Raw genomic sequence first — 12,209 nt, 5'->3', positions numbered from 1 at the left:
CCGTCCAGCCAAGGGGGCGGATGCCAGCCCCCGCAAAGGCAAACTGGCCGGCGGCCGACTGGGCGCCGCACGCGCCGGGCAGGACGGCCAGATCGCCTGGTTGCCCACCTTGCTGCGCGGCCGGCCCAAACAGGCGCGCGACCTGGTTCGCCAGCCACGTAGCCAGCGCCCGCTGGAATTGCTGCTGGTGATCGTCGACGCCTCCGCCTCAACCCGCCGCAACCAGGGCTTGAGCCTGGCTAAAGGCGTACTCGCACAAACCTTTGACGACGCCTACCGCCGCCGCGCCCGCCTGGCGCTGCTCACCGCCAGCGGCAGCCAGCCGCGCTGGCAGCATCAGGGCCTCAAAGCCAGCCGCGCCCTGCAACCCTGGCTCGAAAGCCTGGGTGCTGGCGGCGGCACTCCGCTGGGTGAAGCATTGCAGCAAGCGGCGCAATGGCTAGCGCAGCGCCGCAAGCGTCATCCCGATGAACAGCAGCGCGTTTTGGTGCTGACCGATGGCCGTCTGGCGCAAATGCCGGCCTTACCGGTATTCGAGTGCCCCGGTTTGCTGATCGATATCGAAACCGGACCGATCAGGCTGGGCAGGGCGAAGGCCTTGGCGAATGGGTTGGGGGTCGATTACCGGCACGTCGAAACGCTGGAAACCCTGTTGGGTCGGTAATCGGCTATGCCGCCCAGACTAAAGCCACTCTCATCAAAAATAAAATAAGTTATTGATTTTATTAAATTAAAAACAACCTGTAGGAGGGAGCGGGCGGCGATCCGTCTCTGCTGGCGATTGAGCGCAAAGCGCTCACAGAAATTTCTTAAACGCTGCAAATCTACGACTGCTGCGCAGCCGATCGCCAGCAAAGCTGCCTCCTACAGGTCCCGGGTTTGCTGCGCGACGGCGCGGCGCCGTGGCGTCGGGTGATCTCCTACGAACGTAGTTTGCGGCGTAATAAAGGTTTACGCCGGCCACTGCCACGCCGGTCCATCCAGCAGCCCTTGCTGCCCCTGCACCTGCGTCTGCCCCAATTGCTTTTCCAGCACCACACTCACGCAATCCGGCGATTGCTCCAGCGCTGCCACCAGCCGGCTCGAGTGCGACACCACCCACACCTGACCCCGGCTCGCCGCCTGGCTGATCAAACGTGCCAATGCTGGCAGCAAATCCGGGTGCAGGCTGCTTTCCGGTTCGTTCAGTACCATCAAGGCTGGCGGGCGTGGGGTAAGCAGGGCGGCGACCAGCAACAGATAACGCAGCGTGCCATCGGACAACTCGCTGACCAGCAAAGGCCGCAGCATGCCCGGTTGCTGCAAGGCCAGGCCGAACAGCCCGTCGCGCACAGTAATGTGCATGGTCGAGCCCGGAAAGGCATCGTCGATGGCGGCATCCAGTGCTTGCGGGTCGCCGATTTCGCGGATGGTCTGCAAGGCGGCGGCAAGGTCGCGGCCGCTATGGTGCAAGACCGGCGTGCGAGTGCCGATCTGCGGCTGACGCGCCGGGGCTGTGGCGTCGGTACGGAAGTGATCATAAAAGCGCCAGTCGCGTACGCTGTTGCGCAGGGTTTCGATCTCCGGGCAGTCGATCGTGCCGCCGGTATCGAACAGGCTGTAAAAGTCCGGCAGGCGCGTGGTCAGCGTGCGCCACTCTCGCTGGTCGCGCATGCGTACGCTCGGCCCTTTGCGTTCGACCAGGACACTGGCCGGCCGGTACACCGGGCCTGCCCAGATCACCTCGCGCTTGATTTGCGGGTCGCGCCCGAACAGCGAGGGACGATTACGTGCTTCACCTGCGTCGGGCTCCGGCAGCCCAAGGCTCAGTGCATAGCTGAAATGCTCGCCGGCAAACCCCAGGCGCATGCGCTGCGGCTTGCGCCTGTGCAAACCTTGCACCGGCTGCTCGCCGCGCAAGACTGCCGCCGATATCTGCTCGGGTCCCGCCCAGAAGCACGAGTCCAGGCCACCCTCGCGGGCGATACCCTGCACCACGCCTTCCTGAGCCGTCTCGGCCAGCAGCCTGAGTGCGCGGTACAGATTGGATTTACCACTGCCATTGGCCCCGGTGACGACGGTCAGCCGGCCCAGCGCAAGCTGCATGTCATGGAGGGAACGATAATTTTCGACAGCGAGGGTATGCAGCAAGGTGGAGCTCCTTGTACCTGGCGGGGGTAGGCGGCAGGAGGAACAACGGTACAAGAAGGGCTGGGGGTTTATCCAGTCTTTTAGGGGCGGTACGCATGACAGGGTTTTTCATCGGACAGTGAAAAACACACAGTGATCCGGCGCGATAATTAATGAAGTGACTCTTGAAAAGAGCCACTTTCATTCACCGGCTTATTAAAACTTTCAGGCCGGCATGGTCCACGGCTGAAGGCTGTAGCCGTCGCGGCTTAGTTCTTCGCGGGCCTGTTGCAAGGCATTGGCCAGTTGCACCGGGTCCGAGTAAGTGCCGCGTGGAAGTTGCTGGCGGCCAATACGTGCGCTGAAGCGGTCGAGCACTGTCAGGCTCAGTTCGCCATTGCCGTCCTGTGGGGCCCAGGCCACACACTGGAAGGGATGGAAAGCTTTACCGGCAATCAGCAGTGCATCGTTGAAGCGCAGTGGGGCGTTCATGGTCATTTCCTCAAAGTGCCCATTCAGTCCAGTACAGTCTCGTCGGCGGGCATACCGTCCGGCTGGTTATTTAGGTTGATGCTATGGCTGAACAAGGAGTCACACACCTGCTTGATAATTTTCAGATTTTTTATGGTGCTGTCCCATTGTCGTAATCTTACGCAACTTTATTGCCCTTTCAGGCGGCTTTCCGGCAGCCGCTGCCGTGGATTCAACGTGTGCTGTAACGCTGGTGTAAATCTGGTTATAGGGCTTAGTCGCAAACGGTACAAAGGATGTGTCAAATATTTGCTAACGTAACATTCGTAAGCGCCAACACGCTGTTTATAAATAGTTTTTAGACCAATCGCATCGCCGCCGTGCGCCAAGGAACCCTCATGCCCGAAACGGCCCCCTCGCGACGTCTTTTGATTGTTGACCCCTGTGACGATTGTCACCAACTGATCCCTGTCCTGCACGCCGCTGGCTGGGACGTGGACAGCAGTTCGCTGGAATCGGCGCTTAACCTGGGGTGTGATGTCGGTCTGATTCGTCTGATGCCCTATCATTTCGAGCACCCCGAAATGGTTCGCGAGCTGATTACCCGCAGCAACACTGAATGGATTGCAGTGCTGACCCCCGACGATTTGCGCCGTGAAAAGATTGGCGATTTTGTCTGCGAGTGGTTTTTCGACTTTCATACCTTACCCTTCGATGTAGCGCGCATGCAGGTCACGTTGGGCCGTGCCTACGGCATGGCCCGTCTGCGTGCCCAAGGGGCGCAGCATGTGTCGGCCTCGGATCAGGAAATGCTTGGCGAAAGCCGCCCGATCCGCGAGCTGCGCCGTTTACTGGGCAAGCTGGCGCCCACCGAATCGCCGGTGTTGATCCGCGGCGAGCGCGGCACCGGCAAGGAACTGGTCGCCCGCACCCTGCATAATCAGTCGCAACGGCGTAACAAACCGTTTGTGGTGGTGCATTGCGGGGCGATTGCCGAGCACCTGATTCATGCCGAGCTGTTCGGTTATGAGCAGGGCGCCTTCAACGGCGCGCAAGAGCGGCGTATCGGCAGGATCGAAGCGGCCGATGGCGGGACGTTGTTTCTCGACGAAATCGGCGACCTGCCACTGGAAGCGCAAGGGCATCTGTTGCGCTTTCTTCAGGACCGGCAGATTGAGCGAATCGGTGGCAGCGAGCCGATCCCGGTGGATGTACGCATGCTGGCGGCCACTCATGTCGATCTGGAAGCGGCAATTCGCAAGAAGCGTTTTCGCGAAGACCTGTATTACCGTCTCAATGTCTTGCAGGTCGGCACCGCGCCACTGCGCGAGCGGCATGGTGATCTGGCGATGCTGGCCAACCATTTTGCTCACTTCTACAGTCAGGAAACCGGGCGCCGTGCGCGAAATTTCAGCCAGGATGCCCTGATCGCCATGGGCAAGCACGACTGGCCCGGCAATGTGCGTGAGCTGGCCAACCGGGTACGCCGCGGACTGGTGCTCGCCGAAGGCCGCCAGATAGAAGCCAGTGATCTTGGGCTATTGGGCGAGGAAGAGATGGCCAGCAGTATGAGCACCCTGGACGAATACAAATCCCGCGCCGAACGCCAGGCATTGTGCGATGTGCTGACCCGACACAGCGACAATCTCAGTGTGGCTGCCAAGGTGTTGGGTATTTCCCGGCCGACGTTCTATCGGTTATTGCATAAACACCAGATCAGATGATGGCCTTGCCCAGCAACTTCGCCACCGCGTGCATGACTGTCTCAAGCCGTTCATCCCAGTCACCGCCGACCACTTGAAAAGGCTGCTGATGAGCCTGCAGCCAGTCGCGGCTGTCGGTAAAAAACGCCAGGCGGTCCGCAAGGTCAGGCTGGCAGCGCTGGCCATCCTGAGTCCAGTTCACACCTTCAGGGCTCAATAACACATGCAGGTCGTAATGCCGGGCCAGCAGTTGCTCTTCCAGCCAGGCCGGGCAATCGCCGAACAGCGCGCGGCTCCAGAGCATGTTGCTGAGCAGGTGGGTGTCGAGAATCACCAGCTCCGGGGCGCTGGCGCGTGCGGCATCTTCCCAGGCCAGTTGCCCCTGGGCGATGGGGGTGATGTCGGCATAGGTGGTGTCGCGGCATTGCTCGTCGATGAAATAGCGCACGTATTCGCCGACCAGCACACCGCCGAAGCGGTTGCGCGTTTCATTGGCCAGCCAGCTTTTACCGCTGGATTCGGGACCTGCCAGCACCAACACTTTCATCGCGCCGGCACCAGCGCGATGCGCCATTCGCGCCAGCCTTGAATGGCCAGCAGGGTAAACAGCGCATACAACGCGGCGGTCAGGTACAGCGCTTTATAAAGGAACAGCCCGACGAAAACCACATCCAGCACGATCCACAACGGCCAGCATTGCAGGCGCTTTTGCGCCATCCACACTTGCGCCACCAGGCTGAAACCGGTCAGCGCCGCATCCAGCCATGGCTGGGCGGCATCGGTGAAGTGCGCCATACCGGCGCCCAGCGCCACACTGACCAGCGCCCCGATCGCCAGGCCGCCGAGTACCGAGCCGCTGTGCAGCGTGGTCACGGCACGTGCCGGTAAATTCGACCCATGACGTGTCCATTGCCACCAGCCATACACCTGCAGCACCGCATAGACCACCTGCAGGAGCATGTCCGAGTAAAGCTTCACATCGAAGAAAATCCAGGTATAGATCAGCACCATGACCAGGCCGATCGGCCAGCACAACGGGTTTTGCCTGACAGTCAGCCAGACCGCGAGCACACCCAGTGCGGCAGCGAACAGTTCAATCCCTGACATGCGGGCTCCTGAATGAAGGGAAAGTCGAGTGGGCGGCGATTGTAAGCGCATATGCCTCACACCGGGAGCCCATGTTGCATGTGCTCATACAGGCAACAGACAGGCGCGCCACCTGTGGGTCTGCTAGCATTTGCGCCCTTCGCGGAAGGTATTTCTTTCGCTTGTCGCTACACCAACCACAAGGGCGTCTCTAAAAACGTAGGCGAGGCAGTCAGCGCAAGGCAAAAACAGGCGAGGAAGCGGAGTTGACTGGTTGTCAATGAGCATTCTGATCGGACTCGCGCACGAGCCTGTTTTTAACGCAGCGATGACAACGCAGGTAGTTTTTAGAGGTGCCCAAGACTGACCGGCGCGCCGATGGCCGCGCCGTATGGGGGAATGATGGATGCATGGGTCGCTGTCCAGGCGTTGATACTGGGCATTGTGGAAGGGTTGACGGAGTTTTTGCCGATTTCGAGTACCGGTCACCAGATTATCGTCGCCGACCTGATCGGCTTCGGTGGCGAACGGGCCATGGCGTTCAACATCATTATTCAGCTCGGCGCGATTCTGGCCGTGGTCTGGGAGTTTCGCAGCAAGATCTTCGAAGTGGTGGTGGGCTTGCCGCGTCAGCGTCAGGCGCAGCGTTTTACCGGCAACCTGCTGTTGGCGTTTTTGCCTGCCGTAGTGCTGGGTGTGCTGTTTGCCGACTGGATTCACCATTACCTGTTCAACCCCATCACCGTGGCCGTGGCGCTGGTGATCGGCGGCATCATCATGCTCTGGGCCGAGCGTCGCGAGCATGTGGTCAAGGTCGAGCAGGTCGATGACATGACCTGGAAAGACGCCCTGAAAATCGGTTTCGCTCAGTGCCTGGCGATGATTCCGGGCACTTCGCGTTCCGGCTCGACGATTATTGGCGGTCTGCTGTTTGGCCTGTCGCGCAAGGCGGCCACCGAGTTTTCGTTCTTTCTGGCAATGCCGACCATGGTCGGTGCGGCGGTGTACTCGGGCTACAAGTACCGCCACCTGTTCCAGCCAGAAGATTTCTCGGTGTTTGCCGTGGGCTTTGTGGTGTCGTTTATCTTCGCCATGATCGCCGTGCGCGGCTTGCTGAAATTCATTGCCAGCCACAGCTATGCACTGTTCGCCTGGTACCGCATCGCCTTCGGCCTGTTGATTCTGGCCACCTGGCTGTTCGGCTGGGTCGACTGGTCCACGGCGCAAGGCTGATGGTCCGCGCGCCACGGCTAAAACTGCTGATCTGGCTGGCGTTGTGCGGCTTGCCGCTGGCCGGGCTGTTCAGCCTGTGGCAAGAGCAGGGCATTCGCATGGCCGTGCTGGTTTACCTGTTGCCCAGCCTGCTGGCGCTGCTGGTGTACCGGCACGACAAACGCCAGGCCGGGCAGGGCGGCCAGCGCACCCCTGAAAACCTGCTGCACGGCATCGAACTGCTGGGCGGCTGGCCGGGTGCCTTGCTCGCCCAGCAATTGTTCCGGCACAAGACCCGCAAGCTGTCGTATCAGATGGTGTTCTGGCTGATCGTGATCGTGCACCAGATCTTCTGGGTCGACTGGCTGTTTCTGGGGCGGCAGTTATCGGGGTGGACCGGTATGGGCTCGTAGGACTGGCTTTAGCCGGGAAAGCCGTTATGCGGTGCCTGCTTCCCGACTGAAGCGGAGCGCCGCCCGGTCGGTCCTACGGGTTCTGCGCATGGCTCTGAATACGAGTCCGCCATTTAGCGCGTCACGTCCCAGCCGCCGCCCAGCGCCGCATACAAATCCACCTCTGCCACCCACTGCGCCAGCCGGTCGCCGATCAACGCCTCCTGCGCGCTGTACAGCGAGCGCTTGGCGTCGAGAAACACCAGACTGCTGTCCACGCCATTGCTATAGCGCTGTTCGGCCAGGCGGTAATAATCCTGCGAGGCCTTGACCAGATCGCGTTGCGCCTGCAACTGACTCTGGTAGGTCTGGCGCGCCGCCAAGCCGTCGGCCACTTCCTGAAAGGCGGTCTGGATCGATTTTTCGTACTGCGCGACGGTGATGTCTTTTTGCAGCCTGGCGTAATCCAGACTGGCCCTGAGGCTGCCGGCATTGAAAATCGGCAGGTTGATCTGCGGCTGAAACGTCCAGCTTCCCGAGCCGCCCTTGAACAACCCGGCCAGCTCGGTGCTGGAGGTGCCGGCGTTGGCGGTCAGGCTGATACTGGGAAAAAACGCCGCCCTGGCTGCGCCGATATTGGCGTTGGCGGCCTGTAGCTGGTATTCGGCCTGCAGAATGTCCGGGCGGCGTTGCAGCAGGTCCGACGGCAACCCGGCGGGTAATTGCGCGATCAAATCGCTGTCCAGGCCCAGCACCGGCTCACTGCCGGGCACCGCCACGCCAACCAGAAGGCTCAGGTTGTTCAAGTCCTGGGCCACCTGACGCTGATAGCGCGCCAGGTTGGCGCGGCTGGCGTCAACGCGGGTGCGCGCCTGGGCCTGTTCCAGCGCCGATTGCCGGCCCGCCTCGCGGCTGCGGATGGTCAGGCGCAGGGTGTCTTCGTCGGCACTCAGTGTCTGGCGGGTTACCTCCAGCAAGGCCTGATCGGCGCGCCAGGTCAGGTAAGCGCGGCTGACATTGGCCACCAGACTCAATTGCACTGCCTGCTGCGCCTGCTGGTTGGCCTGCCAGGTCAGCAATGCCTGCTCGGTCAGGCTGCGTACCCGGCCAAAAGCGTCCAGCTCCCAGGCGCTGATGCCCAGCGTGGCCGATGCGCTGTTGCTGATCGCGGACTCCCCGGTGCCGGTCAGGCTGGCCGGCAACCGCTGGCGCGATTGGGTGGCATTGGCCGACAGCACGGGCAGCAGGTCGGCGCGCTGAATCCGGTATTGCGCCTGAAACGCCTGAACATTCAACACGGCCACGCGCAGGTCGCGATTATTGACCAGCGCCTGCTCGATCAGGCCGCGCAACTGCGGGTCATGAAAAAAACTCTGCCAATCGCTCGTCGCGCTAGCCGCCGCCTGTTGGGCCGGGTAAGCCTGACCTTGCGGGTACTGATCGGGGCTGGGCGAGGGCGGGCGCTGGTACTCGGGAATCAGCGAACAGCCGCTCAGGCTGGCCAGCAGTAACACCAGCGGCAACGGCTTCATACGCCGGCCATCCACTTGGCCAGGCCATGCCGGCCACTGACGCCCAGCTTGGCGGCGGCACGCTTGAGGTAGGTTTCGACCGAACTGTTCTTGACCTTCAGTTTTTCCGCCATCTGCGGCACCGTGCCGCCGGTCAACAGGCCCAGGCACACTTCCTGCTCACGCGCCGACAGGGTGATTTCGTCCAGGGCCAGGCGTTCGGTAAACGCCTGATGCAGCGGCAATGCTTGCTGTTTTCGCAGCGACAAGCCGGGCTTGCGCGCCGTGGCCTGGCGGTCGACCTGCGCATGGCGCTCGATCAGCGGCAGCAAGGTGTCGGACAGACTCTTTAAAAACGACGACTCCGTCAGGGAAAACAGCCGCTGCGTTGGCGTGCGGTACAACGAAATGACGCAACGTCGATTGCCGTTACGCGATACCAGGCTGCACTGGTGGGCACTGTCGTACTGCGGGCGATGCTGCACGGGCGCGCGCAACTGGATCAGCAGCGAATCGTCCATGTCCAGCATATTGTCCAGCAGCAGTTGCTCCTGGCGGTCGATAACCGCCGAAGTCGCACCCGCGCGGCCTAAGGGGTTGATCTGCATGACGCCGCAGGCCTGACGTTCATCGAGAACCCATTCACTGAGCTCCAGCGATTTGATCGGTACCAACGGGTCGATCAGGCGGAACATGCTGGCGGCAAAAGCCTCGCTGCCGGTGCTGGAAATCAGCTCACCCAGTTGCAGGTAAAACTGCGGGCTGTGTACATCCCGAATGCGGTCAGTGAGGTTCATCTGTTTATCATCCTTGAAGTCTTGCGCTGCCTGAATCCCATTTTGGTGCAGATTTAAGCCCAGGCATTTGTCTTGCGTCTGTAGTGGAAAACCGGGACACGCTGCTACACCTTTTCAGACGAACTCAGTCGCCTTTTCTTAAGAACAGGGCCGCTGTCCGGGTTTCTTGGGGCATGCAGTGCTTGAGGGCGGTGCTTAAATCCGGCGCAGAATCATATGAGACGGACCTTATGAACCTCCCTTGCGCTGCCGTGCCTGCCGCTGTCACAACCGCTACCTTCCCCTTGAGCTGCGCCCAGCGCGATATCTGGCTCGACCAACTGAGCCGTGGCGACTCGCCGCTTTACAACATCGGCGGCTACGTGGAGCTCGACGGCGCGCTGGATGCAGCGCTGTTGCAGCGTGCGGTGGAGCAACTGGTGCAACGTCACGATGCCTTGCGCACCGTACTGCTGCCCGGTGCAGGCGCTGACGGTTTGCCGCTGCAGACCTTCGCCGCCAGCATGGCAGTGAACGTGCCACACTACGATTGCTCATCGCTCGATGAGCCCGAAAGCGCAGCGCAAGCGCTGATTCAGGAACAGATGCGCCGCTGTTATGTACTGCACGACGGCCCGCTGTTTCGCTTCTTTCTGATCCGTCTCGATACCCGGCGACATTTTCTCGCCACCCAGGCCCACCACCTGATTCTCGATGGCTGGGGCTTCGGCCAGATGCTCAAGTCGCTGGGCGAGATCTACAGCGCCCTGAGCGCCGGCCAGCCGGCCCCGGCGGCGGCACCGTCTTATAGCGAATTCATTAACGACGACATGCGTTATCAGGATTCGGCGCGCCACGCCCAGGACCGCGCCTGGTGGCTGAACAAATACGCCAGTATCCCCGATCCGCTGTTGACCCCGCGCTATCGCGCAGCCGCAGACAGCGCCACGCCCAGCCAGACCCTGGTGCAGCCGTTTTCCAGCGACCTGCACGCACGCATGCAGCACGTGGCCCGCGAGCATCAGGCCTCGGCTTTTCAGGTGCTGCTGGCGGCGCTGCATGTGTATTTCAGCGGCACGGCGCAGCGTGATGAATGGGTGGTGGGCCTGCCGATCCTCAACCGTGCCGGGGCGCGCTTCAAATCCACGCTGGGCCTGTTCGCCCAGGTCAGCGCGGTGTGCCTGCGATTCGGGCGCCGGTTGAGCTTTGCCGAACTGTTGCGCGGCGTGCGCGACGAACTGCGCCAGGACTTTCGTCACCAGCGCCTGCCGCTCAGCGAGCTGAACCGCGCCCTGGGCCTGCTGCGCGAAGACCGCACGCAATTGTTCGAAGTGTCGGTGTCCTGGGAGCAGGACGACCACGACTACCGCTATGGCGAGGCACTGGCGCACACGGTCAAGGTCTCCAACCGCCACGAACCGACGCCGCTGGCCATTCACCTGCGCAGCAACCGCTACAACGACAAGGCCTGGATTCATTTCGTCTACAACGAAGCGTATTTCCAGGCCGACGAGGTCCAGGCGCTGGCGGACCGGCTGGTGCATGTGCTGGAACAGGCACTGGAGCACCCTGAACGACAAGTGGCGCAGTTCAGCCTGAGCACGCCGGCTGAACGCGCGCAGATCGATGCATGGAACCAGACCCATGCCGATTACCCGCAAGGGCTGACGATTCACCAGCGGGTCGAACAACAGGCGCATGCACGACCGGATGCCGTGGCGGCGATCTACCAGGGCCAGTCGTTGACCTATGCCGAGCTGAACCGGCAGGCCGATGGGCTGGCGCAGCAGTTGACCGGGCTGGGCGTGCAGGCGGACGACCGTATCGCCATCGTCGCCCGGCGCGGTCTGGAAACGCTGGTGGGGTTATTGGGCGTTTTGAAGGCGGGGGCAGGGTATGTGCCGATTGATCCGGCGCATCCGGCAGAGCGGATCGAGTACTTATTGAAGGACAGCGCGCCGAAAGTGGTGTTGACGGTCAGCGCATTGCGTGACCGCTTGCCCGAATTGGCGGTGCCGGTTATTGACCTGGACGCCGCTTTTGCTGATGGCGCGGTTCTTGTAGGAGGGAGCTCTGCTCGCGATGAGGCCAGCAAGAGCAACACATCTGCTGCGTCTGCTCTATCGGCAATCGCCAGCAGAGCTGCCTCCTACAGGTTATGCAGCAGCAAGGCGAATGCACTGGCCTACGTCATCTACACCTCCGGCTCCACCGGCCAACCCAAAGGCGTTATGGTCGAGCATCAAACCTTGTCGAATCTGGTCGACTGGCATTGCCAAGCCTTTAACCTCAACCCCGGTAGCCATACATCAAACCTCGCCGGTTTCGGCTTCGACGCCACCGCCTGGGAAATCTGGCCAGCCCTGTGCAGCGGTGCCACCCTGCACCTGGCGCCCACCCACGAAGGCGCGCAAGACATCGATACCTTGCTGGCCTGGTGGCGCGCCCAGCCGCTGGACGTCAGCTTCCTGCCCACGCCCATCGCCGAATACGCCTTCAACCACGCCACGCCACACCCGACCCTGCGCACCCTGCTGATCGGCGGCGACCGCCTGCGCCAGTTTTCGCATAACCAGCGCTTCGAAGTGGTGAATAACTACGGCCCCACCGAAACCACCGTTGTCGCCACCTCCGGCCTGATGCTCGCCGGTCAACCGCTGCACATCGGCAAACCCATGGCCAATGCCAAGGCCTATGTGCTCGACGAACAGCAACAGCCGGTACCCATCGGCGTCACCGGCGAACTGTACATCGGCGGGGCCGGCGTCGCCCGTGGTTACCTGAACCGCCCCGACCTGACCGCCGAACGCTTTCTGCAAGACCCATTCAGCCCGCAGCCCAACGCCCGGATGTACAAAACCGGCGACCTGGTGCGCTGGCTGGCCGACGGCACGCTCGACTACCTGGGCCGCAACGACGATCAGGTCAAGATTCGTGGCGTGCGCGTCG

Annotated in this window: 11 protein-coding genes; 5 read left to right on the top strand and 6 right to left on the bottom strand. The window is 61.8% G+C overall.

Going from position 1 to position 12,209, the window contains the following annotated elements:
* The first annotated feature begins 43 nt into the window (after positions 1-43).
* Positions 44-664 (top strand): vWA domain-containing protein, encoded by a 621-nt coding sequence (locus ACYP2A_RS15575; protein ID WP_459746339.1) that lies wholly within the window; start codon positions 44-46, stop codon positions 662-664.
* Positions 665-951: 287 nt separating this feature from the next.
* Here the strand turns inward: ACYP2A_RS15575 and ACYP2A_RS15570 are convergent, their stop codons facing one another.
* Positions 952-2,130, bottom strand: coding sequence for an AAA family ATPase (locus ACYP2A_RS15570; RefSeq protein WP_459746310.1), 1,179 nt, complete (start codon positions 2,128-2,130; stop codon positions 952-954).
* 204 nt (positions 2,131-2,334) lie between these two features.
* Positions 2,335-2,601, bottom strand: a complete 267-nt coding sequence (locus ACYP2A_RS15565) for a hypothetical protein (RefSeq protein ID WP_459746307.1) — start codon at positions 2,599-2,601, stop codon at positions 2,335-2,337.
* A 377-nt stretch (positions 2,602-2,978) separates the two neighbouring features.
* Between ACYP2A_RS15565 and ACYP2A_RS15560 the strand changes: the two genes are divergently transcribed.
* Complete coding sequence (locus ACYP2A_RS15560) at positions 2,979-4,304, top strand: sigma-54 dependent transcriptional regulator (protein WP_459746306.1); 1,326 nt, start codon at positions 2,979-2,981, stop codon at positions 4,302-4,304.
* Here the strand turns inward: ACYP2A_RS15560 and ACYP2A_RS15555 are convergent.
* Together ACYP2A_RS15555 and pnuC are read right to left on the bottom strand one after the other, a co-directional pair.
* Positions 4,297-4,830, bottom strand: a complete 534-nt coding sequence (locus ACYP2A_RS15555; RefSeq protein ID WP_459746337.1) for an AAA family ATPase — start codon at positions 4,828-4,830, stop codon at positions 4,297-4,299. The genes ACYP2A_RS15560 and ACYP2A_RS15555 overlap by 8 nt on opposite strands.
* Positions 4,827-5,390, bottom strand: coding sequence for a nicotinamide riboside transporter PnuC (pnuC, locus tag ACYP2A_RS15550; protein ID WP_459746303.1), 564 nt, complete (start codon positions 5,388-5,390; stop codon positions 4,827-4,829). The genes ACYP2A_RS15555 and pnuC overlap by 4 nt, the downstream gene beginning before the upstream one ends.
* Before the next feature lie 381 nt (positions 5,391-5,771).
* Between pnuC and ACYP2A_RS15545 the strand changes: the two genes are divergently transcribed.
* Entirely contained in the window at positions 5,772-6,602 is an 831-nt protein-coding gene (locus ACYP2A_RS15545) for an undecaprenyl-diphosphate phosphatase (protein ID WP_459746301.1), read from the top strand.
* Positions 6,602-6,994 (top strand): DUF1294 domain-containing protein, encoded by a 393-nt coding sequence (locus ACYP2A_RS15540; RefSeq protein WP_459746299.1) that lies wholly within the window; start codon positions 6,602-6,604, stop codon positions 6,992-6,994. The genes ACYP2A_RS15545 and ACYP2A_RS15540 overlap by 1 nt, the downstream gene beginning before the upstream one ends.
* Before the next feature lie 113 nt (positions 6,995-7,107).
* On the opposite strand, the gene ACYP2A_RS15535 is transcribed toward ACYP2A_RS15540, so the two are convergent.
* Complete coding sequence (locus ACYP2A_RS15535; protein WP_459746296.1) at positions 7,108-8,505, bottom strand: efflux transporter outer membrane subunit; 1,398 nt, start codon at positions 8,503-8,505, stop codon at positions 7,108-7,110.
* Positions 8,502-9,281 carry a helix-turn-helix transcriptional regulator gene (locus tag ACYP2A_RS15530; protein WP_459746294.1) on the bottom strand — a complete coding sequence of 260 codons (780 nt, stop codon included), beginning with the start codon at positions 9,279-9,281 and terminating at the stop codon, positions 8,502-8,504. Before ACYP2A_RS15530 ends, ACYP2A_RS15535 begins: the two co-directional genes overlap by 4 nt.
* 230 nt (positions 9,282-9,511) lie before the next feature.
* Between ACYP2A_RS15530 and ACYP2A_RS15525 the strand changes: the two genes are divergently transcribed.
* Positions 9,512-12,209 (top strand): non-ribosomal peptide synthetase (locus ACYP2A_RS15525; RefSeq protein ID WP_459746292.1); only part of this gene is annotated, 2,698 nt, incomplete at its 3' end.

The sequence above is a fragment of the Pseudomonas sp. 3A(2025) genome, assembly GCF_054589175.1.
Note: the sequence above shows the minus strand (reverse complement) of the source record. Positions and strands in the feature narration are given on the sequence as shown.